Source organism: Desulfocurvibacter africanus subsp. africanus DSM 2603 (assembly GCF_000422545.1).
In the GTDB taxonomy this organism is placed as follows: domain Bacteria; phylum Desulfobacterota; class Desulfovibrionia; order Desulfovibrionales; family Desulfovibrionaceae; genus Desulfocurvibacter; species Desulfocurvibacter africanus.
This window is the reverse complement of record NZ_AULZ01000028.1, coordinates 15,027-33,747: the sequence shown is the minus strand read 5'-3', so window position 1 is coordinate 33,747 and position 18,721 is coordinate 15,027. Positions and strand designations below refer to the sequence as shown.

The window sequence follows — 18,721 nt, the reverse complement described above, 5'->3', positions numbered from 1 at the left end:
CCATTCGCATGGGTCTGCCAACGAGAGGAGGGAAAAGAAGATAAAGTTACGACCCCGGCATGAGATATCCGAGGGCTACGACTAACCGGCGACAAAGATCCGGTTGCGTCCCAGCTCCTTGGCCTTGTACATGGCCCGGTCCGCTGCTTGGCATAGCTCTTCGGCACTGTGACCGCCCGAGGACAGAGCCAGGCCGCAGCTGAAGGTCACACTGAACTCGCGATCGCCGCCGCGATGGCGGATGCGGGCGAAACCCTTGCGGATCGAGTCCATGATGGCCAGGGCTTCGCGCTCGCCCTGCACGTCCACGAGGATGACCGCGAACTCCTCGCCGCCGTAGCGGCCGACGATGTCGACCTTGCGCAGGCGTCGTTTGAGGGTCTTGGCCAGGGATTTGAGCACCAGGTCGCCGGTGAGATGGCCGTAGGTGTCGTTGACGCTCTTGAAGCGATCCAGGTCTATCATGGCCAGGGCCAGCGTGGCGCGCTGGCGCTGCGTGCGGGACAGTTCGGAAGCCAGGCGGAGCTTGATGTTCGTGTGGTTCACGAGCCCGGTCAGGCTGTCGCGATCCATGAGCCTGCGCATATCCCGCGAGCGTCCAAGCCGCCCTTCCAACGCCCTGACCAGCATTATCGGGTCCATGTCCTTGGGCAGGATGTCGTCGCCGCCGCGGATCATGGCCGCCATGCGCGTGGCCATGTCGCCGCAGGACGAAAGAAAGACGATGGGCAGGCCTATGTGTTCGTCCTTCTGGCGGATGACCTCGGCCAACTCCATGCCGCTGCACTCGGGCATGTACAGGTCCATGAGAATCAAATCGGGCCGGAATTCGGTCATGCGCTCCAGGGCCTGCAAGGGATTACCCATGATAAGCGGCTGCCAACCGCGATTGGACAAGGCTTGAGCCGTGCGTTCCGCGGCCTGTCGGTCGTCATCCACCACCAGGATGCGGTAGGGCTCGCGGCCTGGTCCGGCTATGAGCGCGTCCAGCTTGTCCACTAACGCGGCCGGGTTGACGGGCTTGGTAAGGAAGGCCGACGCGCCGCAACGCACGGCCAGCAGCCGGAGCAGAAGATCGTCGCGGCCCGAGACTACCAGCACCGGCACGCAGCTCTCCACCAGGCTGGTTTCGCCGATGACACATATGAGCTCGTGCATGCGCCCCTCGCGCACCGGGCTGTCCAGGATGACTGCCGCGGGCAGGACCTCCATGACCATATCCTGCAGGGCCAGCATGTCCGGGAAGATGCGCAGGCTGTAGCCGAAGCCTTCGAGTTGGCCGGCCAATTCCTTGGCTGCCCGGGAGTCCGAGTCGTAGACGTAGATGTCGTTCGTGCGCGCCATGGGGCAGAATTCGCCGGCCGCAATCTCGCTGAGCCGGGTAGGATGCTCCGACCGCGGCAGGCCGAGTTCACGGGCGAGCTCTTCAAGCAACGCGTCGACCTTCTGGGCAATATCGGCCGCCGGAGACAGGGTCGTGTCCAGGTACGTGGCCAGTTTGTCCGCTGCGCGGAGAGCAAGGTTCGCTGCGTTTTCGCGACCCGTGAGCGCGGTCAGGCCGGTCAGCAGGCGCAGCCAGCCGTGGGTGCTGCGCAGGAGCTGTGCGTCCGGCCGCTCCCCGTAGGCATCCCAGACGTTGCGAAGCTCGCCAAGCTTGCCGCGCAGGTCGGCGGCGTAGCGCTTCTGGCGCTTCTCGCGCTCCATCTCGCGTCTGCACGGCGTGACTTGCTGGCTTGGGAATTGCGCCGTCATGGATTACCCTTGGTTGGGGCTGGGCTGCCGACGGAATCCGGCTTCCGGCAAGTCGGTCCATCAGCGTCCGGTCACGGACACGACTGAAGCATACCCTTGTTTTTCCAGGGAGGCAAAGCAGTTGCGCACGAATGGACGCAGGGGCACAATCAGCGGAGGCTCTGGAAGGGGTGGCCGGAAGGCGCCAGGTAGGGGGGCGGGCTCGCGCCGTTGTCCTGGCGATAGGCGAGTCTCCAGCACTGTTGGTAGCCCTTGGGCGCCAGGCAGTAGGTGTCCACGATCATGCGCAGCCCATCGCGAGGCTCGGCGCCGAACAGGCGGTAGAAGGCGCAATCGTTCTTGAAAGGGCATTCAGGAATCATGCGTGATCCTTTATTGGTCCTGTAGAACGTTCGCGGCGATATATATACCTTTTCCTGTTCATGGCAAGAGATTTTGAACTTTATTGCATCGCCTATGCGGTTCGCAAAACGATATCGAACCGCACGCAGGGAGATGATATGAACGCTGACACGGGTAAACTGTACATCATAATGGTCGGCCTGCCGGCCATGGGCAAATCCACGGTGGCCTCCAAGCTCAAGGAGAACTTCCTGGGCGAAGGAGTGGCCGTTGAGATCTTCAACAACGGCGACTTGCGCCGCGCAATGCTCAAGGAGAACACCTCCAGGCCCGACTTCTACGACCCGGACAATCAGGAGGGCGCTTCAAAGCGCGAGCACATCGCGCTCATCAACATAGGAAGAGCCAAGGATTATCTGGCCAGCCACGGCCAAGTGGCCATCCTGGACGCCACCAACGTGAGCCGCAAGCGGCGGCGGACCATCGAGGCCATTCTGAAGGACCACCCCCTGCTGTTCATCGAGTGCGTCAACGACGATCCCGAAATGCTGTCAGCAAGCATCACGCGCAAGACCAAGCTGTCGGAGTTCGCCCACCTCTCGCCGGCCGAGGCTTACAAGAGCTTCGAGAGGCGTATCTCCTACTACAAGCACATCCATGCGCCGCTTGGGGAGGAGGAGAACTACTTCGTCCTGGACAGCCTGAACAACCGCATCCTGCGCGAGCGCGTCTGCGGCCGCATGCCCTACTTCGTCAAGGTGCGCGACCTGCTCGTGTCCGATTGGGTCAAGAATCTCTTCCTGCTGCGCCATGGCGAGACGTTCTTTAATCTGGAGAACCGCATCGGCGGCGATTCGAAGCTGACCGACACGGGCATGGCTCAGGCCAAGGCCCTGGCCCGCCATTTCCGCACCCTGCACTTGCCCTACGTGTTCACGAGCACCAAGCGCCGCACTCTGGAAACGGCCCGGCCCATCGCCAACATGCAGGACCGCTGCGAGATCATCACCCTTCCGGAGTTCGACGAAATCGACGCCGGCCAATGCGACGGCATGCGCTATGAAGATATCCGCGAGAACATGCCCGAGGTGTCCAAAGCCCGCGCCGCGGACAAATACAACTACGTCTACCCGGCGGGCGAGGGCTACGCGACCCTCAAGGAACGCGTGGACCGCGGCATCAAGAAAGCACTGTACCTGTCGGGCAACTCGGACAACATCATAATCGTAGGCCATCAGGCCGTGAACCGCATGATCCTGTCGCACTTCCTCTACCGCCGCACGGAGGACGTGCCCTACATCTACATCCCCCAGGACAGGTATTTCCATATTATCTCGACGCAGAACAAGAAGCTCTTCGAGCTGAGGAGGTACTGATCCTCGCGGATGCCTGCGAGGTCTTCAGCCTCCGCGCCGCTCCAGCGGGCCGCCGCATTCCTGGCAGGATTGGCCCAGCGGGTAGAGCAGCAGGAGCACAGCCAATACCGGCCAGATGAAGATGAGCGGCCAGAAGAAGAATGAGAAAAGGATAAGCACGACGGCCAGAGTCCACAGAATGATGCCCGCCGGGCCGAGCCGCGCCTTGGTGTTCGTGCCGCAGACCCTGCAGTAGTGCTCGCGTCGAAGAAGTACCATGAGTCCTCCTTGCTCCTTGGCCCCGTCTTTCGCCGGTGGTAGCCGCGAGCATACGCGAGAGCCTCGGCGCATGCAGCTATGCAGGGTCGCCTAGTCTCTAACGAGTAGGAGGTCTTACCAGAGTAGGATGCTTTACCAGCGCCGCGAGAGCAGCCGCCTGGAAGCCAGGGGGATATGCTGCACGAGTTGATCGCCCAGGCGGTTGAGCGGCACGATGTGGCCGTCGATGACCACGGCTCGCGGATAGAAGCTGAGCCCTCGGTAGGCCCGGGGAATCTGGAAGCCGTTCTTGCGCGACAGGATGGCCGAGACTTTGCGGCAGGGGGCGTAGATGATGAGCGCCTCGGGAAAGAAGCCCGCGCGCATGATGCCGGAGCCGTAGACCGAGAGCAGCGTCTGGTTGATGAGCGTGAAATCCTCGCGGCCCAGGCGTTCGTGCATGGCGGCCACGGTCTCGTTGCTGACGAAGGTCGGCGTCTTGGGCATGATCCGGTAGACTTCACGCTCCTTGGCGTTGCCCAAAACCACCTCTCCCACACCCAGGTCGCGGAAGAACTGGCCGGTCCGAGCACCCACTTTTTCGTCGATCTCGATGCCCACTGCATGGATGTTTTTGCAGCCGTTGCGCCAGGCTTGAACCACTTCGGCCAGCAATAGGATGCCCGAGCCGGTGCCGATGTCCAAGCCCCGATACTCTGAGTCCCAGGGCAGGGGCGTGGATGCGATGGAACGAAAGATGTGCGCTGTCTTGGGCACGTCGACCAGCATGCGCAAGGCGAAGCTCCAGTCCCGCAGCCTGGCCATGAGCTCTGCGTCGGACTGCGCGTCTTCATCCCTATGCCGCGCGAAAAGCTCGAACAGGCCGGTGATCTCCCCCAGATCCAGAGCATGCTTGTGCGATCCGGGATGCACGTAAGCATGGAAATATTTGACCACCAGGTTGAGCACGGTCGCATCGCTCACGTCCACGTTGGGATCACACAGCAGCGCGATGTCGCGTATGAGCGGCGTGCGCCGGTAGATCTCGGGCCGCAGAATATCCCGTGACGGCAATGGCTGCCGCAGCAGCTCAAGAGCGGCGGAGCGATGATACAAGTCCGGCGCCGGAGGAGGAACCATGCCGAATCACTCCTTCTTGTGATGCGTTCTCGCCTGACGGTTCAGGTGGGAAAACTTTTCCCCTGTCGGGTGTAATCGCAAGAAGAGTGCCTGGCGGAAGATAGCCATTCGCCAGACATGGCACAGGAGCCTGAGCCTTGGATCAACAATCAAAGCTTGCTGATAAAGCTGCCAGAAGTGATGTTGTCGATTAGGCTGTAGGTGGGTTGCCTTGCCTTCTCATAACACCAAAATCTATAGAAGTGTCTATTAAGAATAATGTGCATATTCACCAGGTGCTTTATAAAGAAAATGGTGTAAATCCATTATTCTTTCAGGGAGGTGGCTGTTATGCGCAGAGGCTCTCAGGTCTGCCTGTGGCTTCAACTCGTTGGGCTTGCCTTTCTTTCAGCACTAGATTTATCCAGCGCCCCTTCTGCAGGGGCGGCAACGTGGTATGTTAGCACTGTCGATAACGGGATATTCACTGGCGATTCTTGGAGCAGTTCATTCATATCAATTCAAGATGCCCTGGATGCAGCTCAAGATGGAGATTTTATATGGATACGCTCTGGAATATATATTATTGAATCACCAATTCTAGTTGATAAGCATGTCGCCATCATTGGCGGGTTCGAAGGCATTGAAAATCATCCGAGCGAAAGGCCATCTGGTTTTTATTCCACTGTGGATGTAAATGGCGAAGGTGCTGGCATGAGGATAACCAAAGATGCAAAACTCGAGAGACTTATTATACAAAATGCCAATACCGAAACATTGGATCTTACCTGGGATCCTGACATAGCAAAGTATTTGCTAGGCGCAGCCATTTACGCGGAGAACTGTTCACTGGAAATACATGACTGCATCATTCAGGACTGCATTGCCGATGAAGATGGAAGCGGTTCCATCCGAGCCAATAATTGCGACTTGGATATAAGCGATTGTCAGATATTAAGATGTCGCGGGGGCGGGATGTGGGGGGAAGCGCTAGGGCTCTATTTTGAAAATTGCACGGGCAACGTGGTGAATCTTCTGGTTGATGACTGCTTCGGAGGTGCGCGCGTTGAACTAGGGGCCGTAGCTTTCAATCGGTGCACATTTAGAAAAATACAAGGAACGCGCGTTTACGGGCCTTTGTTTACTTTCGATGGTGATCACACGGTCAGCGAGTCTAAATTCATGGGTTTAGTCAAGGGGTATTGTGAGTTAATAGGATCAACCATTGAACGTTCACTTTTCGATGACTTTACAACTGTGCAGGCAGAAAGCTCTTCCATTTACAATTGCGCGTTTACCAGTTCCTTGCGTATCACTAATTCAAGGTTGGTAAACTGTACGCATGTCCTGAGGGTTCTTTCCGAACCGATTTATTCGTTCTCTGCTGCCGGGAGTTCTACAATTGCAAACAGCATAATCTGGCCTGCAAACTTTCAGGATGAAGCAAACATGCAGATAGATTCTGGAACTGTCGTTACTCATTCATTGATATATGGCGGGTTCGAAGGTGAAGGCAACTTGGATGCAGACCCGCTGTTCGTTGATCCATCCAGTTCTAATTACAGTTTGCAGCGAGAGTCGCCTTGCATAGACGCTGGAACTGAAGATATCGACGATCTCCCCAAGACGGATATGAATGGAGTTCGAAGAGTCATTGGATCGGCCCCTGATATGGGCGCATATGAGTACTCCAGGCTTCCTCTTGGCTCATTGTGCCCGCTTATTCTCTCCGGCTCATGAATGCCGCTGGTGATCGGGAGCGCTGTCCCAGACTGCCGGGCAGCGCTTCTTTCGGTTCCAACGCGCATTGGTTTAGCTGCTCGTTTGGCCGGGCTTAATTCGGAAACTCTTCAGTCTGCGCACCCGCTCCAGCACCGGCGGATGGCTGTAGTGCAGGAATACGTGCAGCGGGTGCGGCGTGAGGTTGCTCAGGTTGTCCACGCTGAGCTTCTTGAGGGCGCGGGCCATGGCCTCGGGCTTGCCGGTGGTGGCGGCGGCGAAGGCGTCGGCTTGGCGTTCATGGCGGCGGCTGAGCAGTCCCGAGAGAACCGACAAAACCAGCGACACGGGCGTGTAGAGGATAAGGAAAAAGACCAGCCCGGCGTGGACGCTCATGCGTTCCATGCCAAAGGCAGCGAACAAACCGGGGCTGGCGATGAACACTTGCATGAGCCCGAAGAGCAGGCCGGTCTTGAGCACGGACGCCGCAAGCATGCGCTTGATGTGGCCGAGCCTGGAATGCCCTATCTCGTGGGCCAGCACGGCCAGGATCTCGTCGTTGTCGTGGCGCGAGAGCAATGTGTCGAACAAGGCGATGCGCTTGCGCTTGCCAAGGCCGGTGAAGAAGGCGTTGGACTTGCTGGAGCGGCGCGAGCCATCCATGACGAAAATGCCCGTGAGGTCGAAACCCTGCCTGTGCGCGAAGTCCTCGATGCGCTCGCGCAGGGGACCGGGCTCTAGCGGCGTGAACTTGTTGAACAGGGGCAGGATGAGCGTGGGGCCGATGGCCGCGAGGAGGAGCGAAACAGCAGCGGTTAAACCCCAGGCCGCCAGCCAGGCCCAGTCGCCGAGGGTCTGAAAGAACCACAGCAGCGCGGCCAGCAACGGCGCGCCGATGAGCATGGATAGGGCCAGGCCCTTGAGCCTGTCCTTGACGAACAGGGCTGGTGTGGTTCTGTTGAATCCGAAACGTTCCTCGATGACAAAGGTATTGTATACCTGGAATGGTAGCGACAGTATCCCGCTGACCAGGGCCAGGACTCCCATGAAGAGCAGGCCCGTGGCGATCTCGGGCAGACCCAGGGAAAGCAGCCACTGATCCAGGACATTGAACCAGCCCAGGACGATGGCGGCTATAAGCAGTGGGCTCTCCAGCCAGTCCGACAGGGCGGAGAGCTTCTGGTTAGCCCGAGTGTAATGCTGGGAACGGCGGTACTCGTCCGGGTCGTACACGCCCTGGAATTCGGACGGCAGCTCGGGCGACAGATTGCGGGCGTTGAGCAGGCGCGAGAGGTTCTCCAGCGCGAAGGCGGCCAGTATGGCTGCAAGGATGACAACAAAGTATATGTTCATGGTGAGCTGGGTTTGCAGGGACATGCTAGGGAGCCGCCGGTGAGCGCGGCCATCCGCTTCCACGGCGAGCTGGCCGGACTCATGGGCCCGGCTGCGCGCGCCAAGGGGTTAGCATATCCTGTGGATCGGCGCGCGTCCATCAAGGACGTCATCGAGGCCCTCGGCGTGCCGCACAGCGAGGTCTATGCCATAGAGGTGAAAGACCGGGCCGTGGACTTCGGCTACCTGCTGGAGGACGGCGCGCAGGTTGACGTGCACCCGGCCAAGCCGCCCGTGGACGTGACCAAGCCCACGCTACTGCGTCCAGAGCCACTGCCTTGGACGCGTTTCGTGGTGGACGTGAACGTGGGCCGGCTGGCCAACCTGTTGCGCATCCTTGGCCTGGATGCCGCCTTCGATAACGGCTGGGATGACGAGGCCATTGCGGACATCGCCGTGACCGAAGGCCGTATCGTGCTTTCGCGCGACCGCGACCTGCTCAAGCGCGCCAAGGTCGTCCATGGCCGGCTCATGCGCGCCGAGCATCCCGAGGAGCAATTGCGCGAGGTCCTGCATTTGTTCGGCATCCAAGGGCCCTTTGCGCTCTTCTCGCGCTGTCTGCGCTGTAATACGCCGCTCGAGCCCGTGGACAAGCAGGCCATCCTGCACCGGCTGCTGCCCAAGACGATTAAGTACTACGACGTTTTTTCCATGTGCCCGTCCTGCGGGCGCATCTACTGGGCCGGCTCGCACTACGAAAAGGTCAGTGAGCGGCTGCGCGGCCTGGGCCTGGGGCCGGAGGGGAGCATGACGGACGAGGAGCGGAGCTAAGCTTTTCCGCGCCTTGTCGGTCATTATCCCACCCCTTGTCGGCTGTCGCACCGATAGTCTGTTCCAGCGCCTCCTGTAAGAACTGGATGCAATCCCAAGGAGGTTCCCATGTTCAGAGCCCGCGATATGCTTGAGCACCACAAGGCTGCCGGCCGCATGGACCGCGAGAGTCTGGTTCGCTGCATCGAGTCCTGCTACGAGTGCGCCCAGACCTGCGCCATGTGCGCCGACGCCTGCCTAGCCGAGGACGAGGTCAAACGCCTGGCCCGCTGCATCCGTCTTGATTTGGATTGCATGGACATCTGCGTGGCCACGGGCAACGCCCTGTCGCGCCAGGTCGGCTTGGAGCCAACGATCCAGCGTGCACAAGTCGAGGCCTGCATGGAGGCCTGCCGCGTGTGCGCCGACGAGTGCGACAAGCACGCCAAGATGCACGAGCACTGCCGCATCTGCTCCGAGATGTGCGACACATGCAAAAACGCCTGCAAGGTCCTGCTGGGCAACCTCGAGGCCAAGGCCGCTTGATGCGCGCGGCCGCCCTGCAAGCGCGAAGGCGGCCTTGGCCGTGTCAACGTGCCTGCAGGGCTGGCTTTCAGTCTTCAGACGGGCGAGTCAGGCCTTAAAAGCGTTCGAACTCAAGGTCCGACGCGTCGTCCAGACTCAAGGTTACCTTTTTATGCCTTGTCTTGCCCGCATTGAGACGTGCGGGTAGTTTCGCCTTTGGGGCCGCCAGGGTTGCCGTCAGTCTTGCTGGACATGCGGCGCGCGCCGAACGCTCGGCGCCGATCTTGAAAAAAGTCATGGTCTGCTGGAGTTGCTCGGCCTGGCTGGAGAGCTCCTCGCTCGTGGAGGACATCTCCTCGGAAGCAGCCGCGTTCTGCTGCACGACCTTGTCGAGCTCCTGGATGGTCGCCTTTTGGCTCTCCACGTTGTCGATGTACACGCCGGTGCCGATCCACATGTCGGTGCCGGGGATCATTTCCGAGTAGGCCAGCTTGGGCTGGTCACCCATGCCCGGCTTGGCGAAGATATAAGTAACGAAACCGCCCCCGGCCTCGGCTTGGCGATGCATTTCGTGCACGTACCTGATGCCGTTGGTGTCCTTGTTCTGGCCGAGGTCCTTGCCCTGTAATTCTTTTTTGGGCGGGAGGGCCACGTTCATGGTTCCTCTGTAAACGAAATAGTAGCCGGACTTATCCTCCTCGAAACGGATGGGATCCACGAGCCAGCGGATGATTTCGATCTGCGCTTCAGGGGTGTCGGCATCGCGCAGGGTTTGGCCGATGGCCAGGGCCATGGAGTGCGTTGCCACCTGCAACCTGTCCTTGTGGCCCTGGATCATGACCTCTTCAACCGCAGTCAGGCCAAGATTCTTCGTTTTCAGTGATATGCAGAAAGGCTAGAATGGCTGCAGATATGAAAATGGTCATTATAAGCAGCAAAAGATAAATTCTTTTGCCAATAGTAACACGTTTGAACATGCCATCTCCTCACGCAGCTTTTATGCCAACCAATTTGTAAGCGTATTCTTGTCGGGTGGTGGCATCTTGCCACCAAGATTTAATGAGGTGCAAGCAGTACTTTGCCGACAAAATCTTAATACACGACTCAACTGGAATACACCATTCGATACCCTATTATTCTGTTTTATCTTCATTTTATTTGATCTTGTTTAATTTTTGTATTGTATACAGCTTCACAAACAAGTGCCTATGCATAATTTTTAATTCGCAGATGAACGACGCCATCAATAACGGATCACTGTTACAGCAAGTCCCCAGGCTTTCCGTCAGCACGGATTCTGTACTTGTGTTTGGATTTCAAACATTATCGATTGCTTGCCGCAATCATGTTTGTCTCACACGTTTGCATGATTGGAAAAGCCGGACCGGTTCATTACAATAACCCACCGACGGGACGCTATTGGAGGCAAGATCTTCCACCCAAATTGTCCATCCCGTCCACGAGGAGGCGCACGCTCATGTCTACCATCCACCATTGCCGAATTCGGCTTGCCAGCCTCCCGCTTTTCCTGCTCGTTCTGCTGCTCTTGTGCCCGCCTGCCTGGGCCGGGCCTGGAATCGGCTTCCTGTGGCAGGTGAAGGGAGAAAAGCCTTTGTATCTCCTTGGCTCAATTCACTTGGCCGAACCGGGCCTGTATCCCCTTGACCCTGCATTGCAACGTGTTTTCGAGGCTTCGGATGTCCTGGTGGTGGAGGCTGACGTGACCGGTCCGGCCGAGGAGCGGGCGGCCCGGCTGTTCATGGAGCGCGGCATGCTTCCGGCCGGCGAGAGCCTGGAGCAACGCCTGCCAGCCAAGACGCTGGAGCGCCTCAAGGCGCGCGGGGTGGACCTGGGGAATCTCGGCTTCATGCGGCCATGGGCCCTGGCCTTGGTGCTCCAGAGCAACGAACTGGCCCGGCTTGGTTATGATCCGGATTTAGGCGTGGACGTGCATTTTCTGCGCTTGGCGCATACGCGAGGCATGAAGGTGGAGGAACTGGAGGGATTGGAAGCCCAGTACGATCTTTTCGCCGACATGGACCCGCCTGAAGAGGAAGCTTTTCTGGCCCAGACCCTGGACGAGCTGGACACCGTCGGCAGTCTTGGCAAAGAGATACTGGCTGCCTGGCGTGCTGGAGACGCTAGAGCTCTTGAGCAGGTCATCTTTTCCGGGCTGGGTGACGACCCGCTGGCCAAGCGCATCCACGAGCATATTTTCTTTGAGCGCAACCGGACCATGGCCGCCAAGATAGAGCGTTATCTTAAGAACGGCCGTGCCGCCTTCGTGATCGTTGGCGCCGGGCATGTAGTGGGCGAGCAGGGGCTGGTGGCTTTGCTGAAACAAAGGGGCCATGTGCTGACGAAGGTCGAATCCGGCGTTCCTGAAATCATTACCCAGCCATCCCGTCAAGCCGCGCAGGCATCGCGTGCCGGGCAGGTCCCCGCCCGTTAAGCCCTGTCCTGAAACCTTACCGGGAATGCGGGTCGCCTTAAGGCGATACACACATTAGAGCAGTTCTCTATTGAGCTGGCCAATACCCGCAGGCCCTGAACCACCCCAGTGCATCTTCGGGAGTGATGCTGTTCAGGGCCTGCGCCAGCGCCTCGTTCAGAGCCTCTTGCGTGCGAGCCTTGAGTCCTCGCAAGACGGCTTTCACTTTGCTCCACATCTGTTCAATCGGATTTAGGTCGGGAGAGTATGGGGGCAGCGGCCAATATCTGGCTCCGGCTTGCCTGACCAGCTCTCTTGCCTGCGCGTCCCTGTGTGCCGACAGATTGTCCGCAACGACAATGTCTCCTGGCCTAAGCGCTTTGGTCAGGACTTCACGTACATACTCCCGAAACACAACGCCGCTCGTCGACCCCTTGATGGCCATGCACTCGGTTGTGCCATCCAGACGGATGGAGGAGATCATGGTCGTGGTATTCCAGTGCCCGCCAGGGGCTCGGTCGTGGCACCTTCGTCCGCCTTTGGCCCGTCCTCTGAGTCTGGTCATGTTCGTAGCCGCGCCCGATTCATCCAAAAAGACAAAGCGGTGCGGATCAATGCCTCTTTGCATGATCCGCCAGATGCGGCGAGCGAACTTGATGTCAGCTCTGTCCTGCTCGTCGGCTCGCAGTGTTTTTTTTACATCTGTATCCAAGCCGCCGCAGGGCCCTGTGAACAGTCGAGATATGAATATCACGGGAAAGAGCCGCTTTAAGCTCTTCCAAGGTCATATCTGGCCTTTGTTTCACCAGGTCATCGAGCCGGGCCATCTCTTCTTCACTTAAGGCGAGCGGGCGGTGCCCACGGGGTTTTGGCGCAGTCTGCCCCAATTTGCTCAGGAAAACCCAACGGCGAACGGATCTCTCACCAACTCCAAGCACTTTGGCTATGGTCTTGGGGTGCTCGCCAGCCCTGCGCGCAGCCAAGGCGCGCTGCCTGATTTCTGCTGATGCGATTGCCATGCTGATCAGCTAATCACGGTCCACACATTTGCAAGCTGCTTTAAATGCGGGGTCCAGGGGGCCTCGCTCCCTGGTGGGTGGGGTTCGGGGAGGGCAACGCCCTTCCCGGCTCTTACGCCTCGTTTCAGTATCTTCGCGCTGCCTGCAGCATCCACATGTCCGCCAGGGTGAGCAGCACCATAGCCTTGAGCACCGGCACGATGCGCGGAATGGCCGAGATGTCGTGGCGGCCGCCAATGGTAATGGTGGTGGCCTGACCGTCGCGGGTGATGGTCTGCTGCTCCTGGGAGATGGACGGGATGGGCTTCACGGCGCAGCGCACAATGATGGGCTGGCCGCTGGAGATGCCGCCCAGGATGCCGCCGGCATTGTTGCTGGCGAAGCCGCTGGGCCTGATCGGGTCGTTGTTGTGGCTGCCGGTCATGCGCGCGGACTGCACGCCAGCGCCGATCTCCACGGCCTTGACCGCGCCCACGGACATGCAGGCGTAGGCCAGCCGTGCGTCCAGCTTGTCGAAGACCGGTTCTCCCAAGCCTGCCGGCACACCCAGAGCCTGAATCTCCACCACGCCGCCCAGGCTATCGCCCTGGCCCTTGACCTCCTTGATGCGCTCGGTCCAGGCCGCCACTGCCTGCGGGTCCGGGCTGAAGAAGGCGCGGTCCTGGGCTCCTTCGGGGTCCAGCCGGCTGGCCGGGATGCCTCCCAGCTCCAGGGTGTAGGCGCGCACGCGCACACCCCTGGCGGCCAGGAAGGCCTGGGCAACGGCTCCGCCTGCCACGCGGCAGGCTGTCTCGCGTCCCGAGGCCCGGCCGCCGCCACGGTAGTCGCGCCGGCCGTACTTGGCGTCGTAGGTCAGGTCCGCATGGCCGGGGCGATAGACATCCTTGACCTGCGAGTAGTCGCGCGAGCGCTGGTCCTCGTTGGCGATGGAGAAGCCGATGGCCGTGCCCGTGGTGACTCCCTCGAACACGCCGGACAGCAGACTGATGCGGTCCGATTCCTTGCGCGCCGTGGAGGCGATGCCCGCGCCGGGCTTGCGGCGGTCCAGCTCCTGCTGGATGGTCTCTTCGCTCAGGGGGATGCCTGGCGGGCAGCCGTCGATAACGCCGCCGATGGCCGGGCCGTGGGATTCGCCGAAAGTGGTCAGTCGAAACATCTGGCCGAAGCTGCTGCCTGACACGCGCGTGCTCCTGGGACAAGGTCATTAAGGGGCGAAAGACGTGGCCGATGGGATGGTTCCTACCTCTTTGCGCTTCCGGCGTCATCCCTTGGGAGCGCTTTCAATCTGGCAGGGTGTCGGTTGATCTTGGACATGACCATGAGCATTCATCCGATTGCCTCAGCCCCGCTCCTGCCTATGCTGGCCCATCACCATGAAAAGGCAAGCGCGAGGAGGCATCATGACCACGCAGATACCGGCTTTCGATAACAGCATCATCAAGACCAAGGAATGGCTTAAGGACATCCGTGAGGACTTGCACCTGGACGACGACCAGCAGGCCTATGTCGTCTTGCGGGCAGTGCTGCACGTGCTGCGCGACAGATTGGTCCCGGACGAGGCCTGCGACATGGCCGCGCAGTTCCCCATGCTCGTACGCGGATTCTTTTTCGAAGGTTGGAAGCCTACGGGCCGGCCGATGAAAATCGATACCGAGGAGGAGTTCCTGGGTCGGGTACAGCACGAACTGCACCGTCAGAACACGCCCAAGCTGACCGACCCCCGACGCATAACGATCGGGGTGCTGCACTCCCTGGAAAAACACGTGAGCGGTGGTGAATTGAACAAGGTGATCCAGTCCTTGCCCAAGCAGTTGCGCAACCTGTGGCAGCAAGCGGCCTAGCCTGGCCGGGCGGGAGACGGGACATGGCCAGGTCGGCAAGATCGGACGAGGAGATCAAGCGGGACGTGGTGGATCAGCTGTACTGGGACGCTCGGGTGGATGCCAGCAAGGTCGAGGTGCGCGTGGACGGCGGTCGGGTGCGCCTGACCGGAGCCCTGCCCAGCCTGCTGGCCAGGCGGGCGGTGGTGATGGACACTTGGGACGTGGCGGGAGTGGAGCACGTCGAGGACGCCATGAACGTGATCTATCCCGGTGGTCGCGATGAGCTGACAGACGACCTGCTGCGTGAGAACGTGCTTACAGCCCTTGGCTGGAGCCCTGACTTGGAGTCCGAGACCCTGGACGCGCAGGTGCAGGGCGGCCGTGTCACCATCATGGGCATGGTCAACGCCTTCTGGAAGAAGGCTCTGGCCGAGGAGATCGTAAAGGGCTTACGTGGCGTGTTGGATGTGGCCAACCACTTGGCCGTGGTGCCGCTGCATGACATGCTGGACCGCACCATCGCCGAATCCGTGGAGGCTGCCCTGGAGCGCAATGCGCTGCTGGACCCATCCGGCGTTACCGTGGAGGTACACGACGGCGTCGTCACGTTGTCGGGCTTGGCGGATTCACCGGCAGCGGCCCGCTTGGCTTATCTGGCCGCTACATATACGCCGGGAGTGGTCAATGTGCATAATCAACTTGTAGTGCGCCATTATCGCTGAAGATTCTCCATGGCGGCGGGCCCTACGCGCGAACTCGATAGTTTCGGCGCTTGCTCGGATCTGATTGATCCGATAGATTTGAGGCACAGCGATTACGGCACCAGGTTGTCCAAGGCGGTTGGTCGAGGCTTCTTTTGCGCAGCCGGAATGGCTGTCATTCGCCACCCGACTTCGGCTGACTTTGGCTGGCCCTGGCGGCACCGTTCGTCAGGCCATGGTTTCCATGGTCTGCATGCACGAATAGCCGCATCTTCGGTCATGTGGACAGCTTGTATCACTTCAGACCCGGCAGTGAGCACATCGAGATGAGCAAAATATCCCCATTCGAGCAGGCGCTGATCAATTCCATGGATTGGATGCGCGAGGTGCAAGAAGAACTCGATCTGGACGAGCAAAATACCTACGAGTGTCTGCGCGCAGTGCTGCAGGCCTTGCGTGATCGACTGCCGGTTGCCGAGGCGGCGACTCTGGGCGGCAAGCTGCCAATGGTCGTGCGCGGCATCTTCTATGGAGGCTGGACTCCGTCTCGTAGCGTGGACGTTTCTGGTGAAGACTTCCTGGGCGATGTGGCCAACACGCTTCAAAACGCCGACGGCCTAGAGGCCGATCCGGAGCAGGTTGCCCGTAGCGTGCTGCGCGTGTTGGGCAGGCGTTTACCCAAACCCGACCTCGACCTGATCGCGGAAGCCTCGCCTGCCATGATCCGGGAATTGCTGGCGGCTTAATGGCGCTGGCGCTTTCATGTCGATGGCTTGGCTTTTCAAGATCCGGCCGGGCTTGGCGGTGATCCTTAACGCCTGATCTCCTGGGTGTTGACGCTGATTCGCCGACTGCGGAAATGGTGCCTTCGTTTCCATAGGATTTGGGGTTTGTCCTGTTTGGTGCATTTTTTCACGACTGAATGATCGTCGCATCGGTATAAAATCATGCCTTGCCTGCTCGGCAGGGCTCGTGTAGTCACTGCCTCCCGCATCGTGGGTATGGATTTCCTTTCCTCCTTGGCGTACATTACGGACTTGCTCGGCATTGCGAGCCGCGCATTTGTTTGAACCTCACTCACATCATTCCAGTTTGAATGCAGAGGACTCCATGAACATGCCTGTCGTGCCTACCGATATCGAAAAGCCTTCCATCAATCCCAACGCCGAGATCGTTCTGCGCAAGCGCTACCTGCGCAAGGGACCCGACGGCAATCCGGTGGAGGACGTGCAGGGCATGTTCTGGCGCGTGGCCTCGGCCATCGCATCCGAGGAAGCCAAGTACGCCAAGTCATCTTTCGACGTGGACCGCCTGGCACGCGAGTTCTACTCGCTCATGACCAGCTTCCGTTTCCTGCCCAACTCGCCGACGCTCATGAACGCCGGCACCGAACTGGGACAACTGGCGGCCTGCTTCGTGCTGCCGGTGGGCGACTCCATGGAGGACATCTTCGCCTCCGTGCGCGACGCAGCGCTCATCCACAAGTCCGGCGGCGGCACGGGCTTCTCCTTCTCGCGCCTACGGCGCGAAGGAGCGCGCGTGGGCTCCACGGGCGGCGTGGCCTCCGGTCCCGTCTCATTCATGAAGATCTTCAATACCGCCACGGAGCAGGTCAAGCAGGGCGGCACGCGCCGCGGCGCAAACATGGGCATCCTGCGCGTCGACCACCCCGACATTCTCAAGTTCATCAGCTGCAAGGAACGTGAAGGCGAGCTGAATAACTTCAATATTTCCGTAGCGCTAACTGAAAGATTCATGCAGGCCGTGGAGGCGGACGAAGAATACTCGCTCATCGCGCCCCAGAACGGGCAGGAGGACGGCCGCCTGCGCGCCCGCGAGGTCTTCGCCCTGCTGGTGCGCAAGGCCTGGGAGTCCGGCGATCCCGGTATAGTCTTTCTGGACCGCATCAACCGCGACAACCCCACGCCCAAACAGGGTGAGATCGAGTCCACGAATCCTTGCGGTGAGCAGCCGCTGCTGCCCTACGAGGCTTGCAACCTGGGCTCCATCAACCTGGCTACGATCTATGACCCCAACTCCGATGATGGCATAGATTGGGACGAGTTCAAGCGCATCACGCACCTGGCCGTACGCTTCCTGGATAACGTCATCGACGCCTCGCGTTATCCCCTGGACAAGATCACCGAAACCGTCGGCCGGAACCGCAAGATCGGCCTGGGCCTCATGGGCTGGGCCGACCTGCTCTTCCAGTTGCGCGTGCCCTACAACAGCCAGGAAGCGCTGATTGTGGGCGAAAAGGTCATGAAGTTCCTGCAGGCCGAGTCCAAGGCGGCTTCCAAAATCCTGGCCGAGGAACGCGGGGCCTTTGCGGCCTATGACGAGTCGACTTATGCCGACAAGAAGGTCGGGCCCTACCGCAACGCCACCACCACGACCATCGCGCCCACGGGCACCTTGTCCATCATCGCCGGCTGCTCCTCTGGCATTGAGCCGCTGTTCGCCCTGTCCTTCACGCGCAACGTCATGGACGGCGAGAAGCTCGTCGAGGCGAACCCTTATTTCGAGCAGGCCCTGCGCGAGACCGAAAGCTATTCCAAGGCGCTCATGGAAGATGTGGCCAAGAAGGGCAGCATCGCACACATGGAGCTGCTTCCCGACGATATCCGCCGCGTGTTTGTCACGGCTCATGATGTGGAGCCGACCTATCATCTCAAGATGCAGGCGGCCTTCCAGAAGTTCACTGACAATGCCGTGTCCAAAACCGTGAATCTGCCCAGCTCTGCCAGCGAGGAGGACATCCGCGAGATTTACTGGATGGCCTACGAGATGGGCTGCAAGGGCGTGACCGTGTACCGTGACGGCTGCAAAGCCTCCCAGGTCCTGTGCACCGGCGAGGCCGAAGCCAAGAAGGCCCCCACGGCCAACGGGCTTGTCGCTCGTCCGCGGCCCGACGTGGTCTACGGCTTCACCCAAAAGGTCAAGACCGGCTTCGGGGACATGTACGTCACGGTCAACGAAGTTGACGGCAAACCCTTCGAGGTCTTCGCCACCCTTGGCAAATCCGGCCAGTCTGCCATGGCCAAGGCCGAGGCCATCGGACGCCTGGTGTCCCTGGCCCTGCGCTCCGGCATCGCCGTGCGGGCCATCGTGAACCAGCTGGAAGGCATCGGCGGCGAGCACACGGTTTTCGAAAAGAAGCGGCTGCTCAAGTCCATTCCCGACGCAGTGGCCTGGATTCTGCGCACCCGCTACATGCAGGGCGAGAAGCTCAAGCCCAGCGGCAACGGCATGGGCCAGCCCACCTGCGTAGAGTGCGGCGAGGTCCTGGTCTTCGAGGAAGGCTGCTATATCTGCAAGGGCTGCGGCTTCACCAAGTGCGGCTAGCTTAGATTACGTAGGAATCGGGGAGGGCGTTGCCCTCCCCGAACCCCACCCACCAGGGAGCGAGGCCCCCTGGACCCCATATACAGAGTCGGTTTGATTCAGGCGGTTCCTCCGCCTGAATCAAACCGACTCTGTGTTTTTCGGGCAGTATCGTATCCTCTTGCCCCAAACGTTTGAGCGGAATCAGCGC

At 59.9% G+C, this 18,721-nt stretch carries 19 protein-coding genes; 9 read left to right on the top strand and 10 right to left on the bottom strand.

Features of this window, described 5'->3' with window-relative positions:
- Positions 1–81: 81 nt before the first annotated feature.
- Together H585_RS0116250 and H585_RS0116245 are read right to left on the bottom strand one after the other, a co-directional pair.
- Positions 82–1,752, bottom strand: a complete 1,671-nt coding sequence (locus H585_RS0116250; RefSeq protein ID WP_027368603.1) for a diguanylate cyclase — start codon at positions 1,750–1,752, stop codon at positions 82–84.
- Between the two features lie 149 nt (positions 1,753–1,901).
- Positions 1,902–2,114: a hypothetical protein gene (locus H585_RS0116245; RefSeq protein WP_027368602.1), complete on the bottom strand. Its 213-nt coding sequence runs from the start codon at positions 2,112–2,114 to the stop codon at positions 1,902–1,904.
- Positions 2,115–2,252: 138 nt separating this feature from the next.
- Between H585_RS0116245 and H585_RS0116240 the strand changes: the two genes are divergently transcribed.
- Entirely contained in the window at positions 2,253–3,470 is a 1,218-nt protein-coding gene (locus tag H585_RS0116240; protein ID WP_027368601.1) for a bifunctional nucleoside/nucleotide kinase/histidine phosphatase family protein, read from the top strand.
- Positions 3,471–3,494: 24 nt separating this feature from the next.
- On the opposite strand, the gene H585_RS0116235 is transcribed toward H585_RS0116240, so the two are convergent.
- Together H585_RS0116235 and H585_RS0116230 are read right to left on the bottom strand one after the other, a co-directional pair.
- Positions 3,495–3,728, bottom strand: a complete 234-nt coding sequence (locus H585_RS0116235; RefSeq protein WP_027368600.1) for a hypothetical protein — start codon at positions 3,726–3,728, stop codon at positions 3,495–3,497.
- Between the two features lie 132 nt (positions 3,729–3,860).
- Positions 3,861–4,847 (bottom strand): hypothetical protein, encoded by a 987-nt coding sequence (locus H585_RS0116230; RefSeq protein ID WP_027368599.1) that lies wholly within the window; start codon positions 4,845–4,847, stop codon positions 3,861–3,863.
- A gap of 330 nt (positions 4,848–5,177) precedes the next feature.
- Between H585_RS0116230 and H585_RS23140 the strand changes: the two genes are divergently transcribed.
- Positions 5,178–6,566 (top strand): choice-of-anchor Q domain-containing protein, encoded by a 1,389-nt coding sequence (locus tag H585_RS23140; RefSeq protein ID WP_138708209.1) that lies wholly within the window; start codon positions 5,178–5,180, stop codon positions 6,564–6,566.
- Positions 6,567–6,638: 72 nt separating this feature from the next.
- Here H585_RS23140 and H585_RS0116225 read toward each other — a convergent pair whose 3' ends face one another.
- Entirely contained in the window at positions 6,639–7,898 is a 1,260-nt protein-coding gene (locus H585_RS0116225; RefSeq protein ID WP_027368598.1) for a M48 family metallopeptidase, read from the bottom strand.
- A 39-nt stretch (positions 7,899–7,937) separates the two neighbouring features.
- Here H585_RS0116225 and H585_RS0116220 point away from each other — a divergent pair, with 39 nt between their 5' ends.
- Entirely contained in the window at positions 7,938–8,708 is a 771-nt protein-coding gene (locus H585_RS0116220) for a Mut7-C RNAse domain-containing protein (protein ID WP_027368597.1), read from the top strand.
- Positions 8,709–8,816: 108 nt separating this feature from the next.
- Entirely contained in the window at positions 8,817–9,233 is a 417-nt protein-coding gene (locus H585_RS0116215) for a four-helix bundle copper-binding protein (RefSeq protein ID WP_027368596.1), read from the top strand.
- Positions 9,234–9,327: 94 nt separating this feature from the next.
- On the opposite strand, the gene H585_RS0116210 is transcribed toward H585_RS0116215, so the two are convergent.
- Both H585_RS0116210 and H585_RS23855 read right to left on the bottom strand, forming a co-directional pair.
- Positions 9,328–10,050, bottom strand: coding sequence for a cache domain-containing protein (locus tag H585_RS0116210; protein WP_027368595.1), 723 nt, complete (start codon positions 10,048–10,050; stop codon positions 9,328–9,330).
- A gap of 7 nt (positions 10,051–10,057) precedes the next feature.
- Positions 10,058–10,189: a hypothetical protein gene (locus tag H585_RS23855; protein ID WP_274532711.1), complete on the bottom strand. Its 132-nt coding sequence runs from the start codon at positions 10,187–10,189 to the stop codon at positions 10,058–10,060.
- A gap of 500 nt (positions 10,190–10,689) precedes the next feature.
- Here H585_RS23855 and H585_RS0116200 point away from each other — a divergent pair, with 500 nt between their 5' ends.
- Positions 10,690–11,664, top strand: coding sequence for a TraB/GumN family protein (locus H585_RS0116200; RefSeq protein WP_027368594.1), 975 nt, complete (start codon positions 10,690–10,692; stop codon positions 11,662–11,664).
- Between the two features lie 67 nt (positions 11,665–11,731).
- Here H585_RS0116200 and H585_RS23745 read toward each other — a convergent pair whose 3' ends face one another.
- The 3 genes from H585_RS23745 to aroC form a co-directional block, all read right to left on the bottom strand.
- Complete coding sequence (locus H585_RS23745; RefSeq protein WP_244432586.1) at positions 11,732–12,271, bottom strand: IS630 family transposase; 540 nt, start codon at positions 12,269–12,271, stop codon at positions 11,732–11,734.
- A 31-nt stretch (positions 12,272–12,302) separates the two neighbouring features.
- Entirely contained in the window at positions 12,303–12,662 is a 360-nt protein-coding gene (locus H585_RS23740) for a helix-turn-helix domain-containing protein (RefSeq protein ID WP_244432583.1), read from the bottom strand.
- A 124-nt stretch (positions 12,663–12,786) separates the two neighbouring features.
- Positions 12,787–13,842, bottom strand: a complete 1,056-nt coding sequence (aroC, locus tag H585_RS0116190) for a chorismate synthase (protein ID WP_027368592.1) — start codon at positions 13,840–13,842, stop codon at positions 12,787–12,789.
- A gap of 220 nt (positions 13,843–14,062) precedes the next feature.
- Here aroC and H585_RS0116185 point away from each other — a divergent pair, with 220 nt between their 5' ends.
- The 4 genes from H585_RS0116185 (at position 14,063) to H585_RS0116170 (ending at position 18,531) form a co-directional block, all read left to right on the top strand.
- Positions 14,063–14,503: a DUF2267 domain-containing protein gene (locus tag H585_RS0116185; RefSeq protein ID WP_027368591.1), complete on the top strand. Its 441-nt coding sequence runs from the start codon at positions 14,063–14,065 to the stop codon at positions 14,501–14,503.
- 23 nt (positions 14,504–14,526) lie between these two features.
- A complete protein-coding gene (locus tag H585_RS0116180; RefSeq protein WP_027368590.1) occupies positions 14,527–15,207 on the top strand; it encodes a BON domain-containing protein in 681 nt (226 codons plus the stop codon).
- A 305-nt stretch (positions 15,208–15,512) separates the two neighbouring features.
- Complete coding sequence (locus H585_RS0116175; RefSeq protein WP_027368589.1) at positions 15,513–15,932, top strand: DUF2267 domain-containing protein; 420 nt, start codon at positions 15,513–15,515, stop codon at positions 15,930–15,932.
- Between the two features lie 364 nt (positions 15,933–16,296).
- Positions 16,297–18,531: a vitamin B12-dependent ribonucleotide reductase gene (locus tag H585_RS0116170; RefSeq protein WP_027368588.1), complete on the top strand. Its 2,235-nt coding sequence runs from the start codon at positions 16,297–16,299 to the stop codon at positions 18,529–18,531.
- The last annotated feature ends 190 nt before the right edge of the window (positions 18,532–18,721 follow it).

Bases quoted from the DNA above. Each gene is read 5' to 3' on its own strand.
- H585_RS0116170 (WP_027368588.1), top strand. From the start codon at position 16,297: ATGAACATGCCTGTCGTGCCTACCGATATCGAAAAGCCTTCCATCAAT.
- H585_RS0116175 (WP_027368589.1), top strand. From the start codon at position 15,513: ATGAGCAAAATATCCCCATTCGAGCAGGCGCTGATCAATTCCATGGAT.
- H585_RS0116210 (WP_027368595.1), bottom strand. From the start codon at position 10,050: ATGATCCAGGGCCACAAGGACAGGTTGCAGGTGGCAACGCACTCCATG.
- H585_RS0116200 (WP_027368594.1), top strand. From the start codon at position 10,690: ATGTCTACCATCCACCATTGCCGAATTCGGCTTGCCAGCCTCCCGCTT.
- H585_RS23740 (WP_244432583.1), bottom strand. From the start codon at position 12,662: ATGGCAATCGCATCAGCAGAAATCAGGCAGCGCGCCTTGGCTGCGCGC.
- H585_RS0116215 (WP_027368596.1), top strand. From the start codon at position 8,817: ATGTTCAGAGCCCGCGATATGCTTGAGCACCACAAGGCTGCCGGCCGC.
- H585_RS0116250 (WP_027368603.1), bottom strand. From the start codon at position 1,752: ATGACGGCGCAATTCCCAAGCCAGCAAGTCACGCCGTGCAGACGCGAG.
- H585_RS0116225 (WP_027368598.1), bottom strand. From the start codon at position 7,898: ATGAACATATACTTTGTTGTCATCCTTGCAGCCATACTGGCCGCCTTC.
- H585_RS0116185 (WP_027368591.1), top strand. From the start codon at position 14,063: ATGACCACGCAGATACCGGCTTTCGATAACAGCATCATCAAGACCAAG.
- H585_RS23745 (WP_244432586.1), bottom strand. From the start codon at position 12,271: ATGCAAAGAGGCATTGATCCGCACCGCTTTGTCTTTTTGGATGAATCG.
- H585_RS0116235 (WP_027368600.1), bottom strand. From the start codon at position 3,728: ATGGTACTTCTTCGACGCGAGCACTACTGCAGGGTCTGCGGCACGAAC.
- H585_RS23140 (WP_138708209.1), top strand. From the start codon at position 5,178: ATGCGCAGAGGCTCTCAGGTCTGCCTGTGGCTTCAACTCGTTGGGCTT.
- H585_RS0116230 (WP_027368599.1), bottom strand. From the start codon at position 4,847: ATGGTTCCTCCTCCGGCGCCGGACTTGTATCATCGCTCCGCCGCTCTT.
- H585_RS0116180 (WP_027368590.1), top strand. From the start codon at position 14,527: ATGGCCAGGTCGGCAAGATCGGACGAGGAGATCAAGCGGGACGTGGTG.
- H585_RS23855 (WP_274532711.1), bottom strand. From the start codon at position 10,189: ATGTTCAAACGTGTTACTATTGGCAAAAGAATTTATCTTTTGCTGCTT.
- H585_RS0116240 (WP_027368601.1), top strand. From the start codon at position 2,253: ATGAACGCTGACACGGGTAAACTGTACATCATAATGGTCGGCCTGCCG.
- H585_RS0116245 (WP_027368602.1), bottom strand. From the start codon at position 2,114: ATGATTCCTGAATGCCCTTTCAAGAACGATTGCGCCTTCTACCGCCTG.